Below are 25,321 nucleotides of genomic sequence, written 5' to 3'. Positions count from 1 at the left end.
CGTCAGGTGTCGTACGTGCCGTCCCAGGGATCGGTGAAGCCGAGCCCGTCGGGATAGAGCTCGGCCCAGTCCTTCCCGTCCGGGTTCTCCTCGCCGCGGTTCTCCGCGACCAGTCCGAACAGGACCCCCTCGGACCGTACGGCGAAGGGCGCGACGGCGATGGACCCGTACCTCCGCCCGGGCAGGGCGTCCAGCCATCCGTCGAGGATCACGCGCGCGGCCTCGACCGCCCGCCGCTCCCCGTCCTCCGCCGTCCCGGTGGACGTGATGCTCGACCCCAGGTGGCGCCCGGCCTCGTCGAAGCGGTGCAGGACCGCGAACCAGCGCTTGTGCCGCCGCCAGTCGGCCGTCACGGTCCACCCCTCGGGAAAGCCCGCGGTGACCGAGGCGAGGAACTGGCCCCCGTCCCACCGGCCGATGGTGGCGGTGCGGTGCTCGGGCTCGTACGCGATGGGGACGACCTCGGGAACGCTCATGGCCGCACCGTACCGGCCGCCGCCGACACCGCCCAGGGCCATAACGCCGAGGGAGGGGCCGGGCGGAGGCTCCCGCCCGGCCGGGCCCGTTCCTACGGTTCTCCGCAGATCCCCCACCGAGAACCGAGGAGACTCCCCATGCTCCGACGACACGCCCGCGCGGCGTGTACCGCGCTGGCCGCCGCCGGGATGGTGCTGGCCGGACCGCAGACCGGATCCGCCGGCGCCGCGCAGCCCTCCCCCGGGACCGCCCCGGCCGCGCAGAGCGCCGCCCGGGCGCTCGGCGCCGCCGAGGCGCGGCCCGAGCTGCTCGCCGCGATGGGCCGCGACCTGGGCCTGACCCGGGCTCAGGCCGAGCGCCGCCTGGTGAACGAGGCCGAGGCGGGCGCCACGGCGGCCCGGCTCCGCGACCGGCTCGCCGGCTCCTTCGCGGGCGCCTGGGTCGCGGGCGCCGAGTCCGGCTCCCTGACCGTGGCCACCACCCGCGCCGCCGACCTGCCCGCGATACGGGAGGCCGGGGCGACGGCCCGGCTGGTCCGGCACGACCTCTCCGCCCTGGAGCGGGCGAAGGAGGCCCTGGACCGGGCGGCGGGCGCGGACGCGCCGGTCCGGTACGTGGACGTGCGGGCGAACGTCCTGGTCGTCGAGGAGGTCCGGGCCGGCGCCGGGGCGCGCCTGGCCGCCGCCACCGGGGTGCCGAGGGAGCTCGTGCGGGTGGTGCGGACCAACGCGGCGCCGCGCCCGCTGTACGACATCCGGGGCGGTGACGCGTACTACATGGGCGGCGGCGGGCGCTGCTCGGTCGGCTTCGCGGTGACCCGGGGCACCACGCAGGGCTTCGCGACGGCGGGCCACTGCGGTCGCGCGGGCCAGTCCACCAGCGGCTACAACCAGGTCGCGCAGGGCACCTTCCAGGCGTCCGTCTTCCCCGGCAGCGACATGGCGTGGGTCGCGGCGAACGGCAGCTGGACCTCGACCCCGTACGTGAAGGGCGCGGGCGGCGCGAACGTGCAGGTCACCGGGTCCGTGCTGCAGACGGTCGGCTCCTCGGTCTGCCGGTCGGGCTCGACGACCGGCTGGCACTGCGGCACGATCCAGCAGCACAACACGAGCGTGACCTACCCGGAGGGCACGATCTCCGGCGTGACCCGGACGACGGTGTGCGCCGAGCCCGGCGACTCGGGCGGCTCGTACATCTCCGGCAGCCAGGCGCAGGGCGTGACCTCGGGCGGCTCCGGCAACTGCTCCAGCGGCGGCACGACCTTCTTCCAGCCGCTGAACCCGATCCTGTCGAACTACGGCCTGACCCTGAGGACCGGCGGCACCGACCCGGGCCCCGGCCCGGGCGAGCCGGAGCCGGGCGGCACGTGGAAGGCGGGCACGGTGTACGCGACCGGGGCGACGGTCACGTACGGCGGCTCCACCTACCGCTGCCTCCAGGGCCACCAGGCCCAGTCGGGCTGGGAGCCCCCGAACGTCCCGGCCCTCTGGCAGCGCGTCTGACGCCGGGGGGCGTCGGACGGGCTCCAGGCGCCACTCGCCCTGCCGGGCGGGTGGCGCCTCCGCGTTCGCCGCGTACAGTGGGCGCGGGCGCGCGTGATCACGAGGAGCGTCCATGACCGCCACCGCCCTGGAGCGAGCCGCCGTCCCCGCCGACAGCGGAGAGGTGACCCTCCTGATAGCCCGGAGGGTCGAGCCCGGCCACGAGGCCGCGTTCGAGCGGTGGGCCAAGGGCATTCTCGACTGCGCGGCGACCTTCCCCGGGCATCTGGGGTACGGCTTCTTCCGCTCCGCGGGCGGCGACGCCCCCTGGTTCCTCGTGCACCGGTTCCGGGACGCGGAGGCGTGCCGCACGTGGCAGGAATCGCCTGAGCGGGCCGCCTGGTTCGCCGACTGCGAGGGGCACCACCACACCGAGATCGCCCGGCGGAAGCTGACCGGCATGGAGACCTGGTTCGCGAAGCCCGGCTCGACCCGCCCCGCCCCGCCTCGGTGGAAGATGGCCGTCAGCGCGACGCTGGCGATCTACCCGATCTCCGTGCTCGGCAGCCTCTTCCTCGTCCCCCGCCTCACCGCGCTGCCCGTCCTGCTCAGCAGCGCGGTCGTGGCGTGCGTCTTCAACGTGCTGATGACCTACGTGGCGATGCCGGCGGTCAGCCGGCTCCTGCGCCGCTGGCTCACGCCGTGACCCCCGGCGCCGCCCGGCGGACGTGGAGGGCGTGCGCGCCCAGGGCGAGCGGGGTGTGGCCGACGAGTGCGAGTCCGCACGCCGCGAAAAGACCGGCGTACTGGACGGCGGTGCGCTCGCTCCCCCCGGTGTTGCACATCATGTGGAGGTCCCAGGCGGTCGCGAGCGACGGGGAGCCGTCGGCGGGCAGCAGCCGCTCCACGACGAGGAGGTCCGCGTCGGGGCCCATGGCGGCGGCGCAGTGCCGCAGGATGCTCCGGCACTGCTCGTCGTCCCAGTCGTGCAGGACGCGGGAGAGCAGATAGACGTCGGCGCCGGCCGGTACGTCGGCGAAGTCGCCCTCCTGGAAGGCACAGCGGCCGTCGGCTTCCAGGGCGGCCAGGTGCCTCCGCGCCGCGGCGAGGACGTGGGGGCGTTCCAGCAGGGTGCCGCGCAGGGTGGGGTGGGCGGTCAGGACCCGGCCGAGCAGCGTCCCGGTGCCGCCCGCCACGTCGACGACGGTGCGGGGGCCGCCGGGGGCGCCGGCCGCCGCGCTGAGGACGGGGTGGGACGGGAGGGCGTCGAAGAGGGGGGCGCTCGCCACCATCGACCGGTCGAACAGGGCCGCGAGTTCGGGGTCGCGGGCGAAGTGGTCGAAGTGGTTCTCGCCGTGGAGGTGCTCGAAGGCGGGTTCCCCGCTGCGCACGGTGTGGGTCAGGTGCGCGAACGACCGGTAGAACGGTCCGCCGTACATCAGGGCCAGCGGTCGCATCGAGGACGGGGCGGCGTCCGCGAGGAGCGCTCCGACGTCGGTGAGCCGGAAGCCGTCCGGGGCGTCCGCGACCACGCCGAGCATGGCGAGGTACCGCAGCAGGACCCCGAGGCTCTCCGGACGCGCCCCGACGGCGCGGGCGAGCTCCGGTACGGGCGTGCCGGTGTGGAGGTCCAGGGCTTCCGGGAGCCCGAGTTCCGCGCAGGTGGCCAGGGCCTGGGTGGTCCAGGCGCCGGTGAGCAGCCGCAGGAGCGTTTCCGCCGGCTGCGCGGGGCCGTGCGGGGACGTGGACCACGGGGCCGGGATCCGGCGGAGGTGCTCGTCCAGGACGTCGCGGTGGTCGCCGCGCGCGTACAGCTCGACCCTCCGGTAGGGCGTCTTGGTGCCGTCGGGAAGGGCGAGGTAGAAGACGGTGCCGTCCTCGTGCGGGTTGTAGCCGCCGCCGTCGGGGGCCGCGCCGTGCCGCGCGAAGCTCGCCAGCAGTCCCCGCAGCACGAGCGGATCGGGCCGCTCGACGTCGAAGGCGAGGTGGGCCTCGTGGTCCAGCGCGCGTTCGCCCGCCGCGATCCCCGCCAGGGCGGAGCCCGGTGGCACGGTGAGCGCGAACACCTCGACCGCCCGGTGTTCTCCGGCCGGCCCTCGGACGGCGGGGCGGAGAATCCTCACCTCGAGATCGGCGGGGCGGTGACCGTACCGTACGGCGAGGCGGTCCCGGACGACGACGCTGGGCCGGGCCGGCGCGCCGGCGTCCAGCCCGCAGCCCGCCAGCCCCGACCGCAGTGCGGCCTCGTCGGGCGGGAAGACGAGCACGGCGGCGTGTGCGAAGCGGCACTGGTCGGTGAAGGCGCGCAGCTCGGGTCCGTCGAGGCCGGGCAGCACCCGGGCGAGCAGGAGGGAGGTGTCCTGCTCGCGGACGAACCGGGCGGTCGCGTCGAGCCGCCCGGTGTCGTCGGCGCCGTGGGGGGCCGGAGTCGGGTGCGCGGGCGCGGTGAAGGAAGGTGCGGAGTGCATTCCCTGTCCATGGGTGAAGGGAGCGGGATGAGGGGGGAGAGGAGACTCGGAGGAAACAAGGAAGTACGTATGCGGGAGCGCGGGCAGCTCCCTTGACGTCACGTCAGATTCCGACGTAGTTCTCCGCGAACCAGTGCTGGGCGGAGGCGGAGTCGCGCAGCGCGGCGAGCCGCGCGTACCGGAGCCGTTCCCGGAAGAGCGAGTCGCCGCCGGGGTCCGGGAGTTCGTGGAGCAGGCGGATCATCCAGCGGGAGAACTCCTGGGCGCGCCAGATGTGGGCCAGGCACCGCTCGGAGTAGCGGTCGAGGGCGCGGGGGTCGCCGTGGACGAGGTCGTCGACGAGGGCGTGGCCCAGGATCTCGGCCTCCAGCACGGCGAGGTTGGCGCCCTTCGCGGCGGACGGGCTGATGAGGGCGGCGGCGTCGCCCACCAGGAACAGCGAGCCGTGGCGCAGGGGTTCGATCACGTCGGACTCCAGGTCGACCACGGCGCGCCGCACGATCGGTCCGGACACCAGCGGGCCGTACGCGGAGGCGCGCATGCGCAGGGCGAGTTCGCCCCAGACGTGGTCGTCGCTCCACGCGTCGGCGCGGGTGCCGGGGGCGCACTGGAGGTAGTAGCGGGTGATGTCGGCGGAGCGGGCCATGTGGCCGGCGAATCCGCGCGGATGGACGGAGTAGCCCACGGCGTCCAGGCTCGGCGGGGCCTCGGCGAGCAGGCCCAGCCAGGAGACGCCGTGGTCGCGGTGGTGGCGCGCGGCGCCGGGCGGGAGGGAACGCCTGCCGACTCCGTGGCGGCCGTCGCAGGCGGCGACGTACCGGGCCCGGCGGAGTACGGGGCGCCCGTCGGCCTCCCGTACGGTCACCGCGGGGGTCGGGCCGTCCGCGTCGGACACGGCGACGGCCTCCGCACCGAAGCGGATGCGCCCCCCGCCGTCGAGGTAGCGGTCCAGCAGGTCGGCGACCAGATCGTGCTGGGGGTAGACGGTGTGGGGCTCGCCCCGGCCCAGCAGGCGGTAGTCGAGGCGGAAGCGGCCGTCCTCGGTGCGGAACTCGCAGACGCCGTGCTCCCGGCCGCGCCGCCTGATGCCCGTGTCGAGGCCGTTGCGCTCCAGAACCCGCACGGTGTGCGGCACCAGGAAGCCGGCGCGCGCCCGGCCCTCCACCGAGTCCCGGGCCGCGCGCTCCAGGACGACGCAGTCGACTCCGTGGCTCAGCAGGATGTTGCCCAGCACCAGGCCGGCGGGGCCGGCTCCGACGATGACCACGTCCGCGGAGTCGGAGCCGGGGTCGCACACGGCTTCTGGGGACTCACTCTCTGTCACAGCAGTGGATCATAGGCACGCGGAAGTGCGGTAATGCCCCAAGATCACCCGTATGCACCAGGGGCGAGAAAAGGATTCATCGCGCCGTTGACGCCCGGGGCGGGCCTGATCCACAGGGCGCACGCCCGCGCACATCGGACAGCGAAGCGGCCGCGCCTCCCCTCCTATCCGGAGCACACCCATGAGCCGCGTTTGCAGATATGGCGCGTCTGCAATTATTGTGGAGGCACGTAACAAGCCCACTCAAGTAATTATGGAAGCGGGGAACCATGCCGCTCGCTCTGCTCGCCCTGGCCGTCGGGGCCTTCGGGATCGGCACGACCGAATTCGTCATCATGGGTCTGCTGCCCGGCATCGCCGCCGACTTCGGCGTCTCCATCCCCACCGCGGGACTGCTGGTCACCGGCTACGCGCTCGGCGTGGTCGTCGGCGCGCCGCTGCTGACCGTGCTCGGCGGGAGGGTCAGCCGCAAGCGGATGCTCATGGTGCTGATGAGCCTCTTCGTGGCCGGGAACATACTCTCCGCGCTCGCCCCGAGCTTCGGGATGATGCTGACCGGCCGCGTGATCGCCTCACTCGCGCACGGGTCCTTCTTCGGCATCGGGTCCGTCGTCGCCGCCGGGCTCGTCGCGCCGGACCGGAAGGCGGGCGCGATCGCCACCATGTTCACCGGGCTGACCGTCGCCAACATCGTCGGCGTGCCGCTCGGCACCTTCATCGGGCAGGCCGTCGGCTGGCGCACCACCTTCGCCGTCGTCGCCGCGCTCGGCGTGGTCGGGCTGCTCGGCATCGCCCGGCTCGTGCCCGCCATGCCGCGCCCCGAGGGGGCCCGGCTGGGCCGGGAGCTGACCGCCTTCCGCAACCCGCAGGTGCTGCTCGCGATGGCGATGACCGTGCTCGGCTTCGGCGGCGTCTTCGCCGCGATCACCTACATCGCCCCGATGATGACCGAGGTCGCCGGCTACTCCGAAGGCGCCGTCACCTGGCTCCTCGTCCTCTTCGGCACCGGCATGTTCCTCGGCAACCTGATCGGCGGCCGGTACGCCGACCGCGCGCTGATGCCGCTGCTGTACGTCACCCTCGGCGGCCTCGCGGTCGTCCTCGCGCTCTTCACCGTGGCCGCCCACAGCAAGGTCCTCGCCGCGGTCGCCGTCCTCCTCGTCGGGGCGCTCGGCTTCGCCACCGTGCCGCCGCTCCAGAAGCGCGTCCTCGACCAGGCCCACGGCGCGCCGACCCTGGCCTCGGCCGTCAACATCGGCGCCTTCAACCTCGGCAACGCGCTCGCCGCCTGGCTCGGCGGCCTCGTCATCGCCGGCGGCTTCGGCTACACCTCCCCGAACTGGGTCGGCGCCGCCCTCGCCGCCGCCGCCCTCGGGCTCGCGTTCTGGTCCGCCGCCCTGGAGCGCCGCGCCCCCGCGCCCGCGCCGGCCGAGGCGGCCGCCGCCCCCGTCCGTACCCCCGTCGCCCCCGTCCAGCACTGACCCACCGCACCACCCCTTCAAGGAGAAGCGCCATGAGCACCACCACCACCGTCACCCCGCTGACCACCGCCGACGCCGAGATCCTGGTCGCCGCCGCCGGGCGCGCGGCCGAGGCCGCCGGGGCCACCGTGAGCGTCACCGTCCTGGACGCGGGCGGGCACCTGCTCGCCTTCCGGCGGGACGACCGCTCCGTGCTGATCTCCGGCGAGACCAGCACCCGCAAGGCGTACACGGCGCTCCAGCTGGACGCGCCGACCGCCGAGCTCGTCGAACTGGTCAAGCCGGACGGGCCGTTCCACAGCCTGACCACCGCCCTGGACCGGCCGCTGCTCTTCATCGCGGGCGGGGTCCCCGTGCACCGCGACGGGCGCCTGGTCGGCGCCCTCGGCGTCGGCGGCGGGGCGCCGGAGCAGGACCACGCGTTCGCCTCGGCCGCCGTGGCCGAACTGGCCGACAGGGGCTGACGGCCCGCCCCACCGCGCGGCGGCTCAGGAGGGACGGCCCTCCAGGGCCGCCGCGTAGGCGTCGTCCGGGTCGAGGTGGCGCAGCTCCTCGGCGATCAGCTCCGCCGTGGTGCGGACCTTGAGGGCCATCACGCGGCTCGGCTGGCCGGGGATGGCGAGCCGGGCCACCGGGCCCTCGGGGCGGTCGATGCGGACCTCGCCCTGCGGGGTGCCCATCCGGACGGCGGTGACGACGGGGCCCTCGGAGACGATCCGCTCCACGGGGATCCCGAGCCGCACCTCGAACCAGCGGGCCAGCAGCTCGGCGCTCGGGTTGGCCTCCTCGGCCTCCACCGCGGCCGAGACGACGTCCGTCCCGGCCTGGTCGAGGGCGGCGGCCAGCATGGAGCGCCAGGGCGTGAGACGGGTCCAGGCGAGATCGGTGTCCCCGGGGGCGTACGAGGCGGCGCGGGCGTCCAGCGCGCCGAGCGGGTCCTCGACCGCGTACGTGTCGGTGATGCGCCGCTGGGCGAGGGCGCCGAGCGGGTCCTTGGAGGGGACGGCGGGGGCGTCCACCGGCCACCAGACGACCACGGGCGCGTCGGGCAGCAGCAGCGGCAGCACCACCGAGTCGGCGCGGGCGCCGAGTTCGCCGTGGAGGCGCAGCAGCACGGTCTCGCCGGAGCCGGCGTCGGTGCCGAGGCGGACCTCGGCGTCGAGCCGGGTCACGTTCCGCTCGCGCGGGGAGAGCGCGCGGCGGCGGATGACCACGAGGGTGCGCGAAGGGTGTTCCTTCGACGCCTCGTTGGCGGCCCGCACGGAGTCGTAGGCGTTCTCCTCGTCGGTGACGATCACGAGGGTCAGGACGACACCGACGGCGGGGGTGCCGACGGCCCTCCGGCCCTCCAGGATCGCCTTGTTGATCGCGCTGGAGTTGGTGTCCGTGAGATCGATCTTCATTGCCCGGCGCCCGTCCCTTCCTCTGCGGCGAGCCTAACGCCCCGCACGCGCGCGCGTGCCACGCGGTCGGGGCGCAGGGGTGTCAGCCGGCGTCCGGCTCCTCGGTGCCCTCGGTCCCGTTGGCCAGGTCCTCCTCGGTGGCGGCGGCCTTGGCCGCCCGGGCCTGGGCGCGCTTGCCGACCACCGCGGCGGCGGCGAGCGCCGAGCCGAGGAAGGCGGCGGCCACCACCCAGGGGCGGTCGAGGACGTGGCCGGTGGCGTGGTCGAGGGAGTAGCGGCCGGCGCCGGTGATCCCGAGGGCGGCGGCGGTGAAGCCGAGGAAGGCCGGGTACTCGTAGCCGCCGCCCTGGGCGAAGAAGCCGGCCGGGGCGTGCACGGAGACCGCGCCCGCCATGGCCCCGGCGGCGGCGGCGCCGGCCGCGGGGGTGGCGAGGCCGAGGGCGAGCAGCGCGCCGCCGCCCGCCTCTCCGAGGCCCGCGGCGACGGCGGACTGGCGCGGCGGGTGGAAGCCCATCGCCGCCATCCCCTGCGCGGTGCCCTCGATCCCTCCGCCGCCGAACCAGCCGAAGAGCTTCTGGGTGCCGTGCGCGGCGAGCACGGCACCGGTGCCGACCCTGAGCACGAGCAGCCCGAGGTCGCGTCGGTTGGGGTGGGCGGCCATGACGTTCTCCAGGTGCGGGAGGGGACGCGTACGTCCCCACTGTCGGGTCGCGGCGCGCCGGCCGCCGCCCGGGAGCCCTCCCCCGTACTCCACTTGAGGCATCTTTTGCGGCGTTTGTCCGATCTTGCTTGACTGGGGTGGCCGTCGCCGCCCCGGGGCGCCCGGGCGCGGCGCCCGAGGGAAGGGGTACGCATGACCTCCGAGCCCACCGACACCGCCGCGCTGCGGGAGCGGGTCCGGACCCTGATGCCGCGCGCCGAGGACGACCTGAGGGCTCTGGTGGCGATGCGCTCGGTGGCCGACCCGCGCCAGTTCCCGCCCGAGGAGTGCGCGAAGGCCGCCGACTTCCTGGTGCGGGCCTTCACCGAGGCGGGGCTGAGCGACATGCGGCGGGTCACCACGCCGGACGGCACGGACGCGGTGGTCGGACACGCCGAGGGCCCCGAGGGCGCGCCGACCGTCCTCCTCTACTGCCACTACGACGTGCAGCCGCCGCTGGACGACGCGGCCTGGCGGACCCCGCCGTTCGAGCTGACCGCCCGCGACGGGCGCTGGTACGGGCGGGGCGCGGCCGACTGCAAGGGCAACATCGCCATGCACCTCACGGCGCTGCGGGCGCTCGGCGGGGCCGAGGGCGCGGGCTTCCCCGTGCACATCAAGTTCGTGGCGGAGGGTTCGGAGGAGCAGGGCACCGGCGGCCTCGAACAGCTGGTGCCGACGCGGCCGGAACTCTTCGAGGCGGACGCCCTGTTGATCTGCGACACCGGGAACTTCGCGCTCGGGCTGCCCACGACGACGACCTCGCTGCGCGGGCTCGTGAACGTGGTGGTGACGGTCTCGACGCTCAAGGGCGAGATGCACTCGGGGATGTTCGGCGGTCCCGCGCCGGACGCCCTGGCCGCGCTCGTACGGATCCTGGACGGGCTGCGGGACGCGCACGGGAACACGGCGATCGACGGGCTCGCGGCCGACGGGGTGTGGGACGGGGTGTCGTATCCGGCCGAGCGGTTCCGCGCCGACGCCGGCGTCCTGGACGGGGTGGGTCTCGTCGGCACCGGGTCGGTCTCGGACGAGCTGTGGGCGCGGCCCGCGGTGACGGTCCTCGGCATCGACTGCCCGCCGGTGGTGAGCTCCTCCGCCGCCGTGCAGGCGCGGGTGCGGGCCCGGGTGAGCCTGCGGGTGCCGCCGGGGACGGACGCGGAGAAGGCGCGCGAGGCGCTCACCGCCCACCTGCTGGCGGCGGCCCCGTGGGGTGCGCGGGTCGAGGTGGAGGCGGAGGGCGTCGGGCAGCCCTTCCGGGCCCGTACCGACGGGCCGGCGTACACGGCGCTGGGGGCGGCGCTGGGCGAGGCGTACGGCACGTCCATGGTCCAGTCGGGGCAGGGCGGTTCGATCCCGCTGTGCAACGTGCTCGCGGACCGCTTCCCGGACGCGGAGATCGCGCTGATCGGCGTGGAGGAGCCGGGGTGCCTCATCCACGCCCCCAACGAGAGCGTCGACCCCGCCGAGATCGAGCGGATGGCCCTGGCGGAGGCGCTCTTCCTCCGCTCCTACGCCGAGGCGTACGGGCGCGCGGGCGGCAGGTGACGGCACGGCGGACGGCAGAAGGCCGGCGACTGGCGGCAGAAAGCGGGCGGCAGAGGGCAGACGGCAGAAAGCGGACGGCAGGAGGCGGGCCGCGGGCCGCCGTGGATCGACGAGCAGCGAACCCAGCACGTGAACGGAGACCGACCCCATGACGCAGACGCATGACCGACCCCACGACCGGCCGCACGACCGGCCCGCCCGGGACGGGGTGCCGCCGGGCCCGCTGACGATGCTCGCCGGGGCGGCCTGGCAGGCCCTGCTGCTGGCCGGGGTCGTGGCCCTCGTCCTCGGCGTGCTGGTCCTGGTGTGGCCGGGTGCCTCGCTGGTCGCGGCGGGCGTGCTCTTCGGCCTCTACCTGCTCTTCAGCGGTGTGATGCAGCTGGTCGCCGCCTTCGGTACGCACGCGACGACCGCGCTGCGGGTGATGGCCTTCATCAGCGGCGCCCTGTCGATCCTCCTGGGCCTGTTCTGCTTCCGGGGCGCCACGCAGTCGATCCTGCTGCTCGCGCTGTGGATCGGCATCGGCTGGCTCTTCCGCGGCATCACCCAGACCGTGGCGGCGGCTTCGGACCCCGCGATGCCGGCCCGGGGCTGGCAGATCTTCCTCGGCGTCGTCAGCGCCCTCGCCGGAGTGGTGCTGATCGTCTCCCCGCTGGAGTCGGTCGCGGTGCTGACGCTGCTCGGCGGGATCTGGCTGATCGCGGTCGGAGCGGCCGAGATCGTGACCGCCTTCCAGGTCCGTTCGCGGGCCCGGAACCTGCCGCCGGGCGCCTGATCCGCCCCGGGAGGTCCCGCTCGTCCGGTCCGCCGTCCGCCCGATCTCCGGGCGGACGGCGGACCGGCTTGTTCCGTGCGCTAGATTTTGCCGGTCCATGACCGTCGATCGCTCGCGATCACCACTCTCCGGAGCCGGCTTTCCCATGACCGACATCGTCAACGGCCTCGGCCGTGCCACCGCCTACGGCGCCCTCGGCGTGGTCCTGCTGATCCTCGGCATCGTCCTGGTGGACATCCTGACCCCGGGCAAGCTGGGCCGGCAGATATGGGAGGACCGCAACCGCAACGCGGCCGTCCTGCTCAGCTCCGCCCTGCTCGGCATCGGCGGGATCGTCTTCACCTCCATCTGGACCACGTACGACAACTTCGGCAAGGGCCTCGTCTCCACGGCGGCGTTCGGCCTCCTCGGCCTGGTCATGATGGCCGTCGCCTTCCTGGTGGTGGACCTGGTGACGCCCGGCAAGCTGGGGGCCACGCTGGTGGACCCGGAGCCGCACCCGGCGGTCTGGGTGACCGCCTCCGTCAACCTCGCCGTCTCCGCGATCGTCTCCGCCTCGATCGCCTGACCGCTCGACCGCGCGCCGACCTCTCGCCCGGCCCGGCGTCCGTCCGCTCAGGACGGACCCGGGCCGGCGGCCGTTCCGGACGCTCCCGCCGCACCGGCCGGGCCTCCCGGTCCCGCCGGTCCTTACGGCCTTCCCGGTCCCGTCTGTCCCGCCGGTCCCGCCGGTTCGACCTCCAGGAAGCGGCGGCCGCGCGGTCCCTTGTAGAGCAGTGCCTCCCAGCCGAGGCGTCCGAGGACGTCGGCGCAGGCGGCGAGCGCCTCGGCCTCCTGTCCGGCGGCACCGGAGCCGGGCGGTCCCAACCACTCGACCACGGCCGTGGCCGGCCGCTCCCCCGCCCGCACCCGGTAACCGGCCGCCGTCCGCGCCCCGTCGGCGTCCACCGCCGAGGGCGCGAGCCCGCCGCCCTCCAGGGCCAGCGCCACGGCCCGTACCGGCCGGCTCCGCTCCCACAGCGCGGGCACGGCTCCGGCGGTGGCACCCGGCGCGGCGGTGAGCCGCCGGATCTGCCGGAGCCCGTCGAGGGCGGAGCGGACCTCCCGGGAACGCTGCTCGGCGTCCCCGGCGAAGGGCGGTCCGTCGCCCGTCGCCGGCTCGAACGCCCCCTTGTCGCCCCGGTCCCCGCTCACAGCAGGCGCCGGATCTCGCCGCGTACCCGGTAGAAGCCGCCGGCCGCCGGGTGCAGGGCCTCCACCACGAAGCGGGCGCCCGGCTCGCGGATGGCGCGCGGGAACTGCACGTTCCACGACGGCTCGTAGCCGGGGCTGACCACCCGGACCCGGCTCCGGCCGCCCTCGCGGGCGACCTCGACCACGATCGAGCCGGCCGGGGCCTCGCCCACCGACGCGACGGAGGCGACCGCGGAGACGGTGGTGGCCGGGGTGTAGGTGGGCAGCGCGGCGGCCAGCTTGACGTCCCGGACGACGGGGACGCTGCCCTGCTGGGCGGCCTCGATGGCCGCCTCGCTCGCGTCCACGCAGACCAGCGAACCGTCGGTGGTGACCAGGTACAGCCGCTCGTCGCGGTACTGCATGGAGAGCGCCGAACCGCCGCCGGTGCCCAGCTTCCACAGCCGGGTGCCGTCCTCGGCGAAGCAGTAGACGGAGGAGGACGAGTCGCCCGCGAAGACGAAGCGGCCGCCGGGCGAGGTGGCGCACGAGTACACGACCGCGTCACAGCCGTAGACGGCCTCGACGCGCCCCTCGCGCTTCGCGAGGCGCTGCACCTTCTTGCGGCCGGTGCCCGCGTAGACCGCGGTGGACTCCTGCCAGCCGAAGAGCACCGCCCCGTCGGTGGGGGTGTGCCAGAGCTCGCCCGAGCCGTCGTTCGCGTACGCGGTGACGCCCTGGGTGTCGCCGTAGTAGACGGCACGGGAGTCCGCGCGGACCATCCAGGCGTGCTCGCCGCGGCCGGAGCGCGCCCACTGGTGCTCGTCCTCGTGGTCGATCACGGTGAGGCGGCCGGACCGGTCGGCCACGTCGAGGACGCCCTCGTGGATGTCGAGCCAGAAGATGTCGACGTCGGAGGTGATGTCGTAGGCGGCGAACGGCAGCTTGGAGGAGAGGTCGTAGACCTTGCCGTCGTCGCAGCCCGCGTAGATCCAGAAGTCGTCCGCGACCAGGCACTTCACCCCGTCGGGCAGCCCGAACCTGGCCAGCACCTCACCGCCGTGGGCCAGGGTGTAGACGTCGCCCGCCTGGTTGCCCACCCAGATGCGGTCCTCGTCCACGTGGATCCCGAAGGCGGCGGAGCCGGTGCGGAAGCGCCACAGGACGGGGGCGACGGCGCGAGCGGTGGAGGGCGCGGAACTGACCGCGCGGCGGGTGACGGCCCGGGCGGCCCGCTGGCCGGGGACGGCCGGCGCGTACCCCTTGCGGACCTTCTCGCCGATCTTCTTCGCGGCGGCGGCCCGCGCCTTGTCCGGGGTCGCGAAGGCGGAGCGCTGGGTCTGTCCGGCCGCGCCGATCCGGCCGTAGCGCACCGACACCTCCAGTCCCTCGACGGTCACTTCGTAGAACTTGTGGGCACCGCCGCCGTCCTGCGACAGCTCCAGATAGGTCGTCGTCGTCATGATCCGAACGGTAGGGGGCGCCACTGACAACGGCCTCCCGAGGGGCGCCGGCCCCGGGACCAAGGTCCTGGCCATTCGGGACCTTTGTCTCGGCATTCCGGACATACACCCCTGTGACGATGGAGTTCGAAGATCATCCGACGCGCCGTCACCTCCCTGCGGCCGGAAGGGCCCCATGACCGAGCCACCCTCACGGGCCGTGCCCGTCCGCGTCCGCCGGCACGCCGACGGCATAGCGATGGACGACCTCTTCCGGTCGGCCCCCGGCGCCGGCCGCCCCCGCGACGACACCCCCCGCGCGGGCACGGACCACCCGTTCGCCGGCGCCTCCACCCCGCCGCGCCGCCATCCGCCCGCCGACGCGGAGCTCGTCGAACGCCCGGGTCCCGCCGCCCCCGGCTGGCTCGCCGTCCTCACCGGCGCGGCCGCCCTGGGCAGCGCCGCCGCCCTGCTCTGGCAGGTCCGCCCGGTACGCGCCGCGCACCTGCTCCCCTGGGAGTGGGCCGCGCTCGCCTGCCTGGGCGCGCTCGCCGTGGTCTGCTTCGGCGGGCTCACGCGCGGGCGTACCGGCTCCGCCTGGGTCCTCTCGCTGTTCGGCCGCTACCGGGGCAGCGTGCGCCGCACCGGCCTGGTCTGGATCAGCCCCTTCGTGCTGCGCCGCCGGATGGACGTGCGGCTGCGGCACTGGCGCAGCGAGCCCATCGCCGCCGTGGACGCGGAGGGTTCGGCGCTGCGCGTGGTGGTGCTCGTGGTGTGGTCGGTACGGGACACGGCGCGGGCGCTGTACGCCGTGGACGACCATCTCGGCTATCTGCGGGAGCAGGTGGAGGCCGCCACCGCGCGCGTGCTCTCGCAGCTGCCGGCCGACGCCTTCCAGGGCGGGGCGCCGACGCTGCGGAACGCGGAGGCCGTCGGCGACGCCCTGACCCGGCTGCTGTCGGCCGAATGCCGGCCGGTCGGCGTCGCCGTCTTCTCGGCCCAGCCGACCCGGATCGAGTACGCCCCCGAGGTGGCCGCGGCGATGCACCGCCGGCAACTGGCGGTGCTGGACGCCCGGCACCGGGAATCGGTGCTCACCGGGGTGATCGACGCCGTGGACGACACCGTCACGCGGCTGACCTCGCGGGGCCTCGTCGAGCTCGACGACTTCGAGCGCCAGGCCCTGGTCAAGGACTTGACCGTCGCCTTCTGCACCCGGCGGGGCGACCTCCCCCGCCCGAACGAGGAGTGAGCGTGGAGCGTACCCCCGACGGCCTGGGGCTCCCGGGCTTCACCGACGAGACGCCCACGGGCTGCGGCTGCGCCGGCTGCGCCGCTGGGGCCCTGGCGGCCCGGCTCGGGGCGGCCCGCGCGGCCCGCTCCGTGACACCCCTGCACGGGGTGCGGCGGGCGGTGGTGACGGCCGCGGGCCTCGTCGCGCTGACGGCCGCCGGCACGGGCACGGCCGCCGCCGAACCGGCCCCGGCGCACGCCGGCTGGGACGGCTCGCGCTACTGGTTCCGTGACGCGGCCGGCGCGTGGCGGTGGACGAGCCACGCCTCCGTCTACCGGGAGCGCACCGGCGGATCCGCCGCCGCCACGGCGCCGGCGGGACCGGCCCGGGAGCCGGTCTTCCGGGGCCGCCAGGGCTGGGACGCGCGGGACCGGGTCTACTGGTTCCGGTCGGACGGGCACTGGTACTGGACCTCGCACCGCTGGAAGTACGAGCGGCGCACGGGCCCTACGGAGGCTGCGGGTTCCCCGGCGGAGCGCCCGGGGCGGGGCGGCGGGGCGGCGGCGCGGGGCTGGACCGCGCCGGTGGAGTCGTACGTCTTCACCGGCTCCTACGGGCAGCGCGGCGCCTGGTCGCGCGGCTACCACACGGGCCAGGACTTCGCGGTGCCGAGCGGGACGCCGGTGCGGGCGGTGGGGCCCGGGCGGGTGGTGCGGGCCGGGTACGCGGGCGCGTACGGCTACGAGGTGGTGATCCGTCACCCGGACGGCCGCTACACGCAGTACGCCCACCTCTCCCGTGTCGAGGTGTCGGCCGGGCAGAGCGTGCCGGGCGGGCGGCGGATCGGGCGGTCGGGGGCGACGGGCCGGGTGACCGGTCCGCATCTGCACTTCGAGGTGCGGACCGGGCCGTCCTTCGGCGCGGACGTGGACCCGCTGGCGTATCTGCGCGGGCACGGCGTCCGGATCTGAGGCGGGGCGGCCGGGCGGGCGGTCAGCCGGTGACGCGGTCGATCCAGGCGGTGAGGTCGGCGACGACCTCGGCGCGGTTGGTCTCGTTCAGGACCTCGTGGCGGGCGCCCTCGTAGCGGTGGTAGGTGAGGTCGGTGAGGCCGGCCTCGCGGTAGCGGGAGACCAGCAGGTCGGTGTGGGCGAGGCGGCCGTTGAGCGGGTCGCGGTCGCCGACGAAGAGCGCGACGGGCAGGCCGGCGGGGATGCCCGCGGGGGCGGCGAGCCGTCCGGCGGCGTCCGCCATGTGGGCGAGCCCCTGGAGGTCGAGGCCGAAGCCGCAGAGCGGGTCGGCGAGGTAGGCGTCGACCTGCGCCTCGTCGCGGCTGAGCCAGTCGGCCTCGGTGCGGGCGGGGGCGAAGGGGGCGTTGAAGGGTCCGGAGGGGCCGTGGCCGGCCGGGGGCGCGGTCGCGAGCGCGGTGATCAGGGCGTCGACGGCGGTGGTGCCGGAGAGCGCCACGCCGTCGACGAGCTCCGCGTGGTCGAGGAGGAACTGCTGGGCGGCGAAGGAGCCCATGCTGTGCCCGAGCAGGACGACCGGGACGCCGGGGTGCCGGTCGCGGGTGGTGCGGGTGAGGGTGGCGAGGTCGTCGACGAGGCGGTTCCAGCCGTCGGCGCCGAGGTGGCCGGGTCCCGCGTGCATGGACCGGCCGTGACCGCGCTGGTCGGGGGCGTGGACCGCGTATCCCCGGGCGGTGAGGTGCGCGGCGAGCGGGGCGTAGCGCAGGCCGTGCTCGCCCATGCCGTGGGCGATCTGCACGACGCCGCGGACGGGGCCCTCGGGGTGCCAGGCGTGGACGTGGACGCGGACGCCGTCCGGGGAGGTGAAGGTGAACACGCGCGTTCCGGCTCCTCTGCCCGCTCGGTGATCGGTCACGCCACCGTACGCCCCGTGCGGCATGGCCGAACGGGGCCCGGTGGCGTGATCCGTGTCTCAGGACGTGCGGCCGGCGTCGGCGGTCGCGCCGGCCGCCTTCGGGTTCTCCGTGACGATGACACGGCCCTTGCGGAGGGTCGCGAGGCGCGGGGCGCGGCGGGCGAGGGCGCTGTCGTGGGTGACCATCACGAAGGTCAGGCCGTGTTCCCGCCAGAGCCCTTCGAGGAGGTCGGCGATCTCGTCGCGGGTGGACTCGTCGAGGTTGCCGGTGGGTTCGTCGGCGAGCAGCACCTGGGGCCGCTTGACCAGCGCGCGGGCGATGGCGACGCGCTGCTGCTGGCCGCCGGAGAGTTCCGAGGGGAGGTGGCCGAGGCGTTCGCCGAGGCCGACGGAGTCCAGCGCCTCGGCGGCCCGGCGGCGCCGCTCGGCGGGCTTGACGCGGAGCGGGACGAGCGCGGTCTCCACGTTCTCCTGGGCGGTGAGCGTGGGGATGAGGTTGAAGCTCTGGAAGACGAAGCCGATGTACCGGCTGCGGACGGCGGTGAGCCGGCTCTCGGAGAGCCCGCCGAGGTCGGTGCCGTCGAGGAGGACGCTGCCGGCGGTGGGGCGGTCGAGGCCGCCGAGCATCTGGAGCAGGGTGGACTTGCCGCCGCCGGTGGGGCCCTGGATGACAAGGTGGTCGCCCTGCGCGATCTTCAGGTCGATCCCGGCGAGGGCGTCGACTCTCTTCTGGCCGCGCCGGTACTGCTTGGTGACGCCGTTGAGTTCGTACATGGGTGGGACTCCTGGGGTGCGGGAGGGACTCCTGCGGTACGGGACGGGGCGGGCGGTTACTCGACGCGGCGCAGCGCGTCGGCGGGGCGCAGCCGGGCGGCGCGCCAGGCGCCGAAGGCTCCGGCGACGAGGCCGCCGGCGACGGCGAGGAGGACGGCGAGGCCGACGGTGGTGAGGCTGACCGGGGCGGTGAGCGCGATGTCGACGCTGCGTTCCGCGGCGGTGCGGGTCGCGCCGGGTCCGCCCGCGCCGCCGAAGGCCATGCCGCCGCCGCGGCCGGCGAACCCGCCGCCGGCCGCGCCGAGTTCGGCGGTGAGCGTGGGGCTGACGGCGGTGACGGCGTAGGCGCCGGCGAGGCCGGCCGCGATGCCGAGGGCGCCGCCGATGACGCCGTTGACGAGGGCTTCGCCGACGACCTGGCGGGTGACGCGGCCGCTCTTCCAGCCGAGCGCCTTGAGGGTGCCGAACTCGCGGACGCGGCGGCTGACGGCGGAGGAGGTGAGGAGGCCGGCGACGAGGACGGCGGCGAGGAGGACGGCGTACGAGAGCCATGTGCCGACGCTGGAGGCGAGGCCGGCGGCGGTGTCGAGGGAGCCGGAGACGGTCCGGGCGAGGTCGGCGGAGGTGGTGACGGTGGTGCCGGTGACGTTCTTCTGGATGGCGGCCTTGACGGCCTCGATCCGCGTCGAGTCGGTGGCCCTGACGTAGACGGTGGTGACCTTGCCGGCAGAGTCGGAGAGGGTCTGCGCCTTCTTGAGCGGAAGGTAGACCTGGGCGGTGGACTGGCCGCTGTCGGCGGTGGCGATGCCGATGACCTCGAACTTCACTCCCTTGACGGTGAGTTCGTCGCCGACGGCGAGGTCCTGCTGCTGGGCGTAGGCGCTGTCGACCACGACGACGGCGGCGTCGGTCTCGGTGGTCTCGAAGGTGCGGCCCTCGGTGACGGTCGAGGTGGTGAGGGGGCCGAGGTCGGGGGCGGTGACGTCGGTGCCGTAGAGGGTGAAGGAGTCGACGCCGAAGGCGGCGCCGCCGCCGGTGACGGTGTCGCCGGGCCCGCCGCCGGTCCCGCCCTGGCCGCCCTGCCCCTGCCCCTGCCCCTGGCCCTGCCCCTGACCCTGCGTCTGGCCCTGGCCGCGCTGGATCTCGCCGCGCCGGAACTCGCCGTCGATCTTCAGGTTGACGAGACTCAGTCCGCCCACCGCCCGGTCGACGCCGGACTGCCGCGCGACGGTGGCGACGGTGGAGTCGGCGAGCGTCTGGAAGCCCTGGACCATGAGCCGGTCGCTGCTCTGCGCCTCGCCGTCGCCCCGGCCCTGGAACTCGAAGCGGGGCCGCGTCGGCTGCGCTCCCTCGGCGGGCCGCTCCTGGGCCTTGGTCACCGTGAGGTCCGTGCCGAGTCCGTAGAGGGATTCGAGGACCTTGCCCTGGGCCTGCTTCATCCCGGCGGAGACCGAGGTCACGACGATGACCAGCGCGATGCCGAGCGCCAGGCCGGAGGCGACGACGAGCGCCGCCTTTCTGCGGCGGCGCAGTTCGCGCCGGAGGTAGGTGAAGAACATGGGCGCGAACGTAGGGGGGCCGTGTGAGGCCGGGATAAGGCCCGCGTGAGAGCCGGATGAGAGCGCGCCGGCGCCCTTCGGGCGGGGTACGGAGACGCCGGGGCGAGCTCTCGGCCCGCTCGTCCGCCGGGGCGCCGGACACCCTCCGGACACCCGTGGCGCCGTTCGCCGGCCGACCCCTGGACAAGCTCCGCCCAGGAACTTACCCTCCAGTACACCTATTCAACTTGTTGAATAAACGAGAGCACCACCAGTGCCGTCCTGGAGGCCCCGTGCACCCCTTCCGTACCGCCGTCGAGAACCGCGACGAGGCCGCCGTCGAGGCGCTGCTCGCCGAGGACGTCGTCTTCACCAGCCCCGTCGCCTTCAAGCCGTACGCCGGCAAGGCCATCACCGCCGCCATCCTCCGCGGAGTCCTGCGCGTCTTCGAGGACTTCACCTACGTCCGCGAGATCGCGAACCCGGACGGGCGCGACCACGCCCTCGTCTTCACCGCCACCGTCGACGGCAAGCGGATCCAGGGCTGCGACTTCCTCCACTTCGACGAGGAGGGGCTGATCGACGACTTCACCGTCATGGTCCGGCCGCTCTCCGCCGCCCAGGCCCTCGCCGCCGCCATGGGCGCCCAGTTCGACCGGATCGCCCAGGAGGCGGCGGCCGGAGCTCCGCGTCAGTAGGTGACGGTGATCCGGCGGGCCGGACCGTCGACGCGGACGGTGCCGCCGTACGGGATCACCACCTGCGGGTCGGTGTGGCCGAGGTCCACGTCGAACACGGCCAGGGTGTCGGGGGCGTAGGCGTCGAGCGCGCGGAGCACGGCGGCGCGCTGGGCGTCCCGGTAGGCGGCCCGGGCGGCGGCGTCGTTCGGGGCGTCGAAGGACCAGGCGCGGGCCCGGCCCATGAGGAGGGCGGAGAAGCGGGCGAGCAGGCCCCGCTCCCCCATGGCCCGCAGGATCCGGAACACCTCGTCGGCCGAGGGCAGCATCTCGGAGGTCTCCAGGAACAGCACCCCGCCCTCGTACGCCGCGGGCTCGGCGATCTCCCCGCCGGCCATGAGGAGCTGGGCGACGATCTCCAGGCAGCCGCCCCAGGTGCGGCCCTCCACCACCCGCCCGGCCCGGTGCCAGTGCCACGGCCCGGCGGGCTCCATGACCGGCGCGGAGTCGAAGGTGCGGGGGTCCTCCCAGGGCCGCTCGACGTCGTTGGTGTCGGTCGGGGCGGGGAGTTCGTACGGCCCCGAGCCGAAGAGCGCGGCCCGGACGGAGGCGTCGGTGACCGGGTGGACGGCGCCGGGCCGCCCGAACTGGGTCATCACCGAGGCCCCGTGGAAACCGACCACGCCGAGGTTCCACAGCCGCATCAGCAGGTTGGTGTTGTCGCTGAACCCGAAGAACGGCTTGGGGTGGGCGCGGATCAGTTCGTCGTCCAGGTGCGGCAGGACGGTGATCTGGTCGTCGCCGCCGATGGAGGCGACGATCGCCTTCACGGCGGGATCGGCGAAGGCGGCGTGCAGGTCGGCGGCCCGGTCCCGCGCGGACGCGCCGAGCTTGCGCGTGGTCGGGTACTCGACGGGCACGAGCCCGTACTCCTCGGAGAGCCGCCGCAGTCCGAGCTCGAAGGGGAGCGGCAACACCTCCGGCAGTCCGGCGGCGGGCGACAGCACGGCGATCCGGTCTCCGGGGCGCGGCTTGGGCGGTATGACGATCTTCGACATCTCCGCACCCTAGGGCCTGTCGTCAAACTCCGGCCGTCGCCCGGAGGGCGGCCCCGCGGCGTCAGGTGCGTGCTCTCGGCGTGCCGGGCGCACGCCCTCGTACTGGGCGTACTCGGGCTTGTGCCCGGTGCGGCGAGAGTGCGTGCATGGCGTCGCGGGGCAGGCCGGTGTTTGACGACAGGCCCTAGCCGGGCTCCCGTCGCGGTCGCCCGGCCGTTCTCCCGTCAGAGGGCGTGGGCGAGCGGGTCGGCGAGGACGTCGTGCAGGACCAGGGCGGCGGCGCCCCGGGCCGCGTCGGTGGCCGGGGAGGCGGCGCGCAGCCGGGCGGCGTCGGCGGGCCAGAGCCCCGAGACGACCCGGGCGGCGAGTTCGGCGGTGACGGCCGGGGCCAGCCAGGGCAGCAGGCGGGGGTAGATGCCGCCGAGGACGACGGCCTCGGGGTCGAGGAGGTTCACCGCGCCGGAGAGCGCCCGGCCGAGCATCCGGCCGGCCTCCCCGAGCGCCGCGAGCGCCCGGGGGTCGGCGCGCTCGGCGCGGGCCGCGAGGTCGTCCACGGAGCCGGCGCCCGCCGCGCCGAGGAGCGCGGCCTGGCCGGCGTACTGCTCCAGGCAGCCGCGCGAGCCGCAGCGGCAGCGGGGGCCCTCCGCGTCGACGACCAGATGGCCGATCTCGCCGGCGAAGCCGTGGGCGCCGCGCAGGAGTTCGCCGTGGACGACGACGGCTCCGCCGACCCCCGTCTCGCCGGTGAGGTGGAGGAAGGTGCGGGGCCCGTCGGCGGCGCCGAAGCGGAGTTCCGCGAGGGCCGCCATGTTGGCCTCGTTGTCGGAGGCGACGGCGAGCGGCGGCGCGGTGGGGCGCAGCGCGGCGAGGGCGTCCCCGAAGAGGCTCTCGGCGGGGGTGTCGTGCCAGCCGAGGTTGGGGGCCTGGCGGACGGTGCCGCCGGAGACCAGACCGGGCAGGGCGAGCGCGGCGCCGGCCGGCCCCAGGCCCAGCGCCTCGGCCTCGGTCAGCGCCTCGGCGGCGATCCCGGCGGCCCGGGCGAGGACGTCGGGGGCGGCGGCGCGGTTGTCGACGCGTACGGTGCGGCGGATCCGGTCGGTGCCGGTGAGGTCCACCAGGCAGACGGAGACGTAGGCGACGTTGATCTCGACGCCGAGGCCCGCCGGGCCGGTCCCGGCCGGTTTGAGGACGGTGCCGGGACGGCCCGCCTGACCGCTGAAGGTCTTGCCGGACTCGACCAGGAACCCGAGGTCGAGCAGCTGCTCCACGAGGGAGGAGACGGCCGGCCGGGTGAGGCCGACGCGGGCGGCGACGGCGGCCCGGGTGGTCTCGCCGGCGTCGTGGACGGTCCTGAGGACGAGACTCAGGTTGTGCCGGCGCACGCCCGACTTGTCGGCCTTGGGTTCCGTGGTCTGGTTCATGGTGAGCGAGAGCCTAGTCGCCCTTTTCGCTCGGACAGAAACGGTCCGACCTGGGGCAGTAGGCTCGGCGGCGCCGGTACGGGAGCAGAGGAGCGACAGAGTGTTCGTCAAGGTGTGCGGGCTCGCCACGACCGCCGACATCGACGTGGCCGCGGAGGCGGGCGCGGACGCGATCGGGCTCGTGATCAGCGGGACCAGTGTCCGGGGGCTCGACCGGGACCGGCTGCCGGCGCTCGTGGCGCGGGTGCCGGACGGCGTGGTGTCGGTCCTCGTCGTCAACGACACCCCGGCCGCCGAGGCCGCCCGGCTCGCCGCCGGCCTGGGCTTCGACGCGCTCCAGCTGCACGGCCGCCGCTACGACCGCGCCGAGTTCGAGGCCGCCGCCGGGGTCTTCCCGCACCTGTGGCGGGCGACCGCGCTCGCCGACGGGCCCGACACCCGCGTGGGCGCGCTGGGCGAGGAGATCCTGCTGCTCGACTCGCCCCGGGCCGGCTCGGGCTCGCGCTGGGACCTCTCGCTCCTGGAGTCGGCCCGCCCGGAGGGCCGCTGGCTCCTCGCGGGCGGACTCGCCCCCGGGAACGTCGCCGAGGCGATCGCCGCCGCCCGCCCCTGGGGCGTCGACGTCTCCAGCGGCGTCGAGTCGGCGCCGGGCGTGAAGGACCACGACCTGGTGCGCGCCTTCGTCACCGCGGCCAAGGCCGCGGCCGGCACGCCCTAGGACCCGGCGTCGGGGGTGGCGAAGACCCGGGCCAGGTGGGCGGTCAGGCGGGTCGGGTCGGGGTCGGCGAGGCGGGCGCCCAGGCAGCCGTCCGGGCGGACGACGAAGGCCGTGGGCCGGTGTGGGTCGACCGCGTACCGCGCGGCGAACTCGCCGCCGGTGTCCCGGTAGACGGGCAGCGGGCCCGCGCCGGCCGGCCCGTCGGGCGGTCGGATCGCGCAGACGTCGACCCGTCCGCCGGTGGCGCGCCAGGCCGTCGAGGCCAGGTCGTCCCGGCCGGCGACGCCGCCGGAGCCGTACCCCGTCCCGTACAGCAGGAGCACGGTCCGGCGGTCGCGGAGGACGTCGTAGAGGCGGACGGGGTAGGTGGCGATGGGGCCCGCGAGGCCCCCGCAGTCGGGGGCGCGGTCGCCCGGTCCCGGCCCGGGGCCGTCGCCGGGCGGGTCCACCGCCGGGCTGCCCCGGTAGCCGACGAGCAGCTGCGCCTCGCGGAGCATCAGGGTCTCCGGGTCCTCCGGGTCGGCCTGTACGCCGCCGCCGGTGGCGTGCCGGACGGTGCGGCCGACGACCTCCTCGCCGACCGGGCGGCGCTCGGCGTCGTAGCTGGCGAGCAGCCCGGCGGAGGCGGCCCCTTCGACGGCGAGGGCGAGTTTCCAGGCGAGGTTGTAGGCGTCCTGGATGCCGGTGTTCATGCCCTGGGCGCCGGTCGGCGGGTGGATGTGGGCCGCGTCCCCGGCGACGAAGACCCGGCCCTCGCCGTACCGGTCCACGATGCGGTGGCTGATCCGGAAGACCGAGGCCCAGCGGAGCGCCGAGGCCGTGGTGCGCTGCGGGGAGAGGCGGTCCAGGACGGCCTGGATGTCGGCGAGGCCGGGGGCGGCGCCGCCGTCGAGCCCGTGCGCGACGCGGGCGCCGGGGCCGGTGTCCTGGGCGGAGAGTCCGGGCGGCACGCGCATCGACATCCGGTAGCGGCGGCGGCCGGGCAGCGGGATGCAGACGAGGACGTCGTCGACGGCCCCGTCGCCGTCGAGGCGCATCGAGCGCAGCCCGTACCCCTCGGGGAGGTCCCAGTCGACCTCCACGTCGCCGAGCATGTACTCCTCCGGGAACGCGCCGCCCTCGAAGGAGAGCCCGAGCCCTTTGCGGACGGTGCTGTGGGCGCCGTCGCACCCCACCAGGTAGCCGGTCCGCAGCTCCTCCCGGGCGCCGGTGGCGTCGGTGAGGCGTGCGGTGACCCCGTCCGGGTCCTGCGTGAAGGAGTCGAGCGCGGTGCCGCGTTCGATGCGGGTGCCGTGGCGCGCGAGGGCCTCTTCGAGCAGCCGCTCGGTCTCGTACTGCGGCAGGGCGGCGAAGCCGTACGGCACCTCGGGCGGCAGCACCAGGTCGTACCGGCCCTGCTCGACGCCGTCGACGTACACGTACTGCCCGCGCATCGGCACGGCCGCCTCCAGGGCGGCCCTGACCAGGCCCATCCGGTCCCACACCTCCAGGGTGCGGGGCTGGACGCCGACGGCCTTGGCGTACGGCAGCCGCTCGGGGAGCCGGTCGACGATCCGGCACGCGACGCCCTGGCGGCGCAGCTCCAGGGCGGCCGTCAGGCCCACCGGTCCCGCCCCGACGACGAGCACGTCCGTCCCGCCGGACCGCGCCCCTGATCCGCTGGTGTGTGCCACGGCGCCTCCCGGGCGTGCGGCCCCCGAACGGGTCGTTCCGCCACCATGGTCGCCCGGGCGCGGGGAGGCGCG

The 25,321-nt window shown here is 75.3% G+C and carries 23 protein-coding genes and 1 pseudogene; 11 read left to right on the top strand and 13 right to left on the bottom strand.

Annotation, left to right across the window (positions count from 1 at the left end; genetic code table 11):
- Positions 1-2: 2 nt before the first annotated feature.
- Positions 3-476, bottom strand: coding sequence for a hypothetical protein (locus ACIGHB_RS02625; protein WP_399908906.1), 474 nt, complete (start codon positions 474-476; stop codon positions 3-5).
- A 138-nt stretch (positions 477-614) separates the two neighbouring features.
- Here ACIGHB_RS02625 and ACIGHB_RS02620 point away from each other — a divergent pair, with 138 nt between their 5' ends.
- Both ACIGHB_RS02620 and ACIGHB_RS02615 read left to right on the top strand, forming a co-directional pair.
- Positions 615-1,979: a carbohydrate-binding protein gene (locus ACIGHB_RS02620; protein ID WP_399908904.1), complete on the top strand. Its 1,365-nt coding sequence runs from the start codon at positions 615-617 to the stop codon at positions 1,977-1,979.
- Between the two features lie 112 nt (positions 1,980-2,091).
- A complete protein-coding gene (locus tag ACIGHB_RS02615; RefSeq protein WP_399908902.1) occupies positions 2,092-2,664 on the top strand; it encodes an antibiotic biosynthesis monooxygenase in 573 nt (190 codons plus the stop codon).
- Here ACIGHB_RS02615 and ACIGHB_RS02610 read toward each other — a convergent pair.
- Together ACIGHB_RS02610 and ACIGHB_RS02605 are read right to left on the bottom strand one after the other, a co-directional pair.
- Positions 2,654-4,426: a methyltransferase gene (locus tag ACIGHB_RS02610; protein ID WP_399908900.1), complete on the bottom strand. Its 1,773-nt coding sequence runs from the start codon at positions 4,424-4,426 to the stop codon at positions 2,654-2,656. The two genes, ACIGHB_RS02615 and ACIGHB_RS02610, sit on opposite strands and share 11 nt — an antisense overlap.
- Before the next feature lie 103 nt (positions 4,427-4,529).
- Positions 4,530-5,750: a 4-hydroxybenzoate 3-monooxygenase gene (locus ACIGHB_RS02605; RefSeq protein WP_399908898.1), complete on the bottom strand. Its 1,221-nt coding sequence runs from the start codon at positions 5,748-5,750 to the stop codon at positions 4,530-4,532.
- Between the two features lie 269 nt (positions 5,751-6,019).
- Here ACIGHB_RS02605 and ACIGHB_RS02600 point away from each other — a divergent pair, with 269 nt between their 5' ends.
- Both ACIGHB_RS02600 and ACIGHB_RS02595 read left to right on the top strand, forming a co-directional pair.
- Entirely contained in the window at positions 6,020-7,231 is a 1,212-nt protein-coding gene (locus ACIGHB_RS02600; RefSeq protein ID WP_399908896.1) for an MFS transporter, read from the top strand.
- Positions 7,232-7,263: 32 nt separating this feature from the next.
- On the top strand, positions 7,264-7,695 hold the full coding sequence (locus ACIGHB_RS02595; protein WP_399908894.1) for a heme-binding protein: 432 nt from the start codon (positions 7,264-7,266) through the stop codon (positions 7,693-7,695).
- 24 nt (positions 7,696-7,719) lie between these two features.
- Here ACIGHB_RS02595 and opcA read toward each other — a convergent pair whose 3' ends face one another.
- On the bottom strand, positions 7,720-8,634 hold the full coding sequence (gene opcA / locus ACIGHB_RS02590; protein WP_360319720.1) for a glucose-6-phosphate dehydrogenase assembly protein OpcA: 915 nt from the start codon (positions 8,632-8,634) through the stop codon (positions 7,720-7,722).
- 82 nt (positions 8,635-8,716) lie between these two features.
- Positions 8,717-9,295: a DoxX family protein gene (locus tag ACIGHB_RS02585; protein WP_399908892.1), complete on the bottom strand. Its 579-nt coding sequence runs from the start codon at positions 9,293-9,295 to the stop codon at positions 8,717-8,719.
- A 192-nt stretch (positions 9,296-9,487) separates the two neighbouring features.
- Here ACIGHB_RS02585 and ACIGHB_RS02580 point away from each other — a divergent pair, with 192 nt between their 5' ends.
- From ACIGHB_RS02580 to ACIGHB_RS02570, 3 genes are all read left to right on the top strand, one after another.
- A complete protein-coding gene (locus ACIGHB_RS02580) occupies positions 9,488-10,882 on the top strand; it encodes a dipeptidase (protein WP_399908890.1) in 1,395 nt (464 codons plus the stop codon).
- 148 nt (positions 10,883-11,030) lie between these two features.
- Complete coding sequence (locus ACIGHB_RS02575) at positions 11,031-11,657, top strand: HdeD family acid-resistance protein (RefSeq protein WP_360322147.1); 627 nt, start codon at positions 11,031-11,033, stop codon at positions 11,655-11,657.
- A 145-nt stretch (positions 11,658-11,802) separates the two neighbouring features.
- The gene (locus ACIGHB_RS02570) at positions 11,803-12,225 is read left to right on the top strand and encodes a DUF350 domain-containing protein (protein ID WP_360322150.1); all 423 of its coding nucleotides are present in this window, start codon (positions 11,803-11,805) and stop codon (positions 12,223-12,225) included.
- Positions 12,226-12,347: 122 nt separating this feature from the next.
- Here the strand turns inward: ACIGHB_RS02570 and ACIGHB_RS02565 are convergent, their stop codons facing one another.
- Positions 12,348-12,851 (bottom strand): hypothetical protein, encoded by a 504-nt coding sequence (locus tag ACIGHB_RS02565; protein ID WP_399908887.1) that lies wholly within the window; start codon positions 12,849-12,851, stop codon positions 12,348-12,350.
- Positions 12,848-14,293, bottom strand: a complete 1,446-nt coding sequence (locus ACIGHB_RS02560; protein ID WP_399908885.1) for a WGR domain-containing protein — start codon at positions 14,291-14,293, stop codon at positions 12,848-12,850. The genes ACIGHB_RS02565 and ACIGHB_RS02560 overlap by 4 nt, the downstream gene beginning before the upstream one ends.
- 175 nt (positions 14,294-14,468) lie before the next feature.
- Here ACIGHB_RS02560 and ACIGHB_RS02555 point away from each other — a divergent pair, with 175 nt between their 5' ends.
- Positions 14,469-15,524, top strand: coding sequence for an SPFH domain-containing protein (locus ACIGHB_RS02555; RefSeq protein WP_399908883.1), 1,056 nt, complete (start codon positions 14,469-14,471; stop codon positions 15,522-15,524).
- 590 nt (positions 15,525-16,114) lie between these two features.
- Positions 16,115-16,477 (top strand): annotated as a pseudogene (locus tag ACIGHB_RS02550) (M23 family metallopeptidase); the annotation flags it as partial.
- Between the two features lie 22 nt (positions 16,478-16,499).
- Here the strand turns inward: ACIGHB_RS02550 and ACIGHB_RS02545 are convergent.
- From ACIGHB_RS02545 to ACIGHB_RS02535, 3 genes are all read right to left on the bottom strand, one after another.
- A complete protein-coding gene (locus ACIGHB_RS02545; protein ID WP_399908881.1) occupies positions 16,500-17,351 on the bottom strand; it encodes a lysophospholipase in 852 nt (283 codons plus the stop codon).
- A 96-nt stretch (positions 17,352-17,447) separates the two neighbouring features.
- The gene (locus tag ACIGHB_RS02540; RefSeq protein ID WP_399908879.1) at positions 17,448-18,164 is read right to left on the bottom strand and encodes an ABC transporter ATP-binding protein; all 717 of its coding nucleotides are present in this window, start codon (positions 18,162-18,164) and stop codon (positions 17,448-17,450) included.
- 56 nt (positions 18,165-18,220) lie between these two features.
- Positions 18,221-19,723, bottom strand: a complete 1,503-nt coding sequence (locus tag ACIGHB_RS02535) for an ABC transporter permease (protein ID WP_399908877.1) — start codon at positions 19,721-19,723, stop codon at positions 18,221-18,223.
- Between the two features lie 272 nt (positions 19,724-19,995).
- Between ACIGHB_RS02535 and ACIGHB_RS02530 the strand changes: the two genes are divergently transcribed.
- A complete protein-coding gene (locus ACIGHB_RS02530) occupies positions 19,996-20,400 on the top strand; it encodes a nuclear transport factor 2 family protein (protein WP_399908875.1) in 405 nt (134 codons plus the stop codon).
- Here ACIGHB_RS02530 and ACIGHB_RS02525 read toward each other — a convergent pair.
- Complete coding sequence (locus tag ACIGHB_RS02525; protein ID WP_399908873.1) at positions 20,394-21,437, bottom strand: S66 peptidase family protein; 1,044 nt, start codon at positions 21,435-21,437, stop codon at positions 20,394-20,396. The genes ACIGHB_RS02530 and ACIGHB_RS02525 overlap by 7 nt on opposite strands.
- Before the next feature lie 224 nt (positions 21,438-21,661).
- Positions 21,662-22,858 carry an ROK family protein gene (locus tag ACIGHB_RS02520; protein ID WP_399908871.1) on the bottom strand — a complete coding sequence of 399 codons (1,197 nt, stop codon included), beginning with the start codon at positions 22,856-22,858 and terminating at the stop codon, positions 21,662-21,664.
- Positions 22,859-22,958: 100 nt separating this feature from the next.
- On the opposite strand from ACIGHB_RS02520, the gene ACIGHB_RS02515 reads away from it, so the two are divergent.
- Positions 22,959-23,576: a phosphoribosylanthranilate isomerase gene (locus ACIGHB_RS02515; protein ID WP_360310262.1), complete on the top strand. Its 618-nt coding sequence runs from the start codon at positions 22,959-22,961 to the stop codon at positions 23,574-23,576.
- On the opposite strand, the gene ACIGHB_RS02510 is transcribed toward ACIGHB_RS02515, so the two are convergent.
- On the bottom strand, positions 23,573-25,249 hold the full coding sequence (locus ACIGHB_RS02510) for an FAD-dependent monooxygenase (RefSeq protein WP_399908868.1): 1,677 nt from the start codon (positions 25,247-25,249) through the stop codon (positions 23,573-23,575). The genes ACIGHB_RS02515 and ACIGHB_RS02510 overlap by 4 nt on opposite strands.
- Between the last annotated feature and the right edge of the window lie 72 nt (positions 25,250-25,321).

The organism is Streptomyces sp. NPDC085460 (assembly GCF_044541975.1).
GTDB lineage: Bacteria > Actinomycetota > Actinomycetes > Streptomycetales > Streptomycetaceae > Streptomyces.
The sequence above is the reverse complement of the archived record's forward strand: the minus strand, read 5'-3'. Positions and strand labels throughout refer to the sequence as shown.

What these genes read in the sequence shown, in the direction of transcription:
- ACIGHB_RS02575 (WP_360322147.1), top strand. Translation starts at nt 11,031, where the DNA reads ATGACGCAGACGCATGACCGACCCCACGACCGGCCGCACGACCGGCCC.
- ACIGHB_RS02600 (WP_399908896.1), top strand. Translation starts at nt 6,020, where the DNA reads ATGCCGCTCGCTCTGCTCGCCCTGGCCGTCGGGGCCTTCGGGATCGGC.
- ACIGHB_RS02525 (WP_399908873.1), bottom strand. Translation starts at nt 21,437, where the DNA reads ATGTCGAAGATCGTCATACCGCCCAAGCCGCGCCCCGGAGACCGGATC.
- ACIGHB_RS02625 (WP_399908906.1), bottom strand. Translation starts at nt 476, where the DNA reads ATGAGCGTTCCCGAGGTCGTCCCCATCGCGTACGAGCCCGAGCACCGC.
- ACIGHB_RS02540 (WP_399908879.1), bottom strand. Translation starts at nt 18,164, where the DNA reads ATGTACGAACTCAACGGCGTCACCAAGCAGTACCGGCGCGGCCAGAAG.
- opcA (WP_360319720.1), bottom strand. Translation starts at nt 8,634, where the DNA reads ATGAAGATCGATCTCACGGACACCAACTCCAGCGCGATCAACAAGGCG.
- ACIGHB_RS02610 (WP_399908900.1), bottom strand. Translation starts at nt 4,426, where the DNA reads ATGCACTCCGCACCTTCCTTCACCGCGCCCGCGCACCCGACTCCGGCC.
- ACIGHB_RS02555 (WP_399908883.1), top strand. Translation starts at nt 14,469, where the DNA reads ATGACCGAGCCACCCTCACGGGCCGTGCCCGTCCGCGTCCGCCGGCAC.
- ACIGHB_RS02580 (WP_399908890.1), top strand. Translation starts at nt 9,488, where the DNA reads ATGACCTCCGAGCCCACCGACACCGCCGCGCTGCGGGAGCGGGTCCGG.
- ACIGHB_RS02620 (WP_399908904.1), top strand. Translation starts at nt 615, where the DNA reads ATGCTCCGACGACACGCCCGCGCGGCGTGTACCGCGCTGGCCGCCGCC.
- ACIGHB_RS02520 (WP_399908871.1), bottom strand. Translation starts at nt 22,858, where the DNA reads ATGAACCAGACCACGGAACCCAAGGCCGACAAGTCGGGCGTGCGCCGG.
- ACIGHB_RS02570 (WP_360322150.1), top strand. Translation starts at nt 11,803, where the DNA reads ATGACCGACATCGTCAACGGCCTCGGCCGTGCCACCGCCTACGGCGCC.
- ACIGHB_RS02535 (WP_399908877.1), bottom strand. Translation starts at nt 19,723, where the DNA reads ATGTTCTTCACCTACCTCCGGCGCGAACTGCGCCGCCGCAGAAAGGCG.
- ACIGHB_RS02585 (WP_399908892.1), bottom strand. Translation starts at nt 9,295, where the DNA reads ATGGCCGCCCACCCCAACCGACGCGACCTCGGGCTGCTCGTGCTCAGG.
- ACIGHB_RS02560 (WP_399908885.1), bottom strand. Translation starts at nt 14,293, where the DNA reads ATGACGACGACGACCTATCTGGAGCTGTCGCAGGACGGCGGCGGTGCC.
- ACIGHB_RS02595 (WP_399908894.1), top strand. Translation starts at nt 7,264, where the DNA reads ATGAGCACCACCACCACCGTCACCCCGCTGACCACCGCCGACGCCGAG.
- ACIGHB_RS02615 (WP_399908902.1), top strand. Translation starts at nt 2,092, where the DNA reads ATGACCGCCACCGCCCTGGAGCGAGCCGCCGTCCCCGCCGACAGCGGA.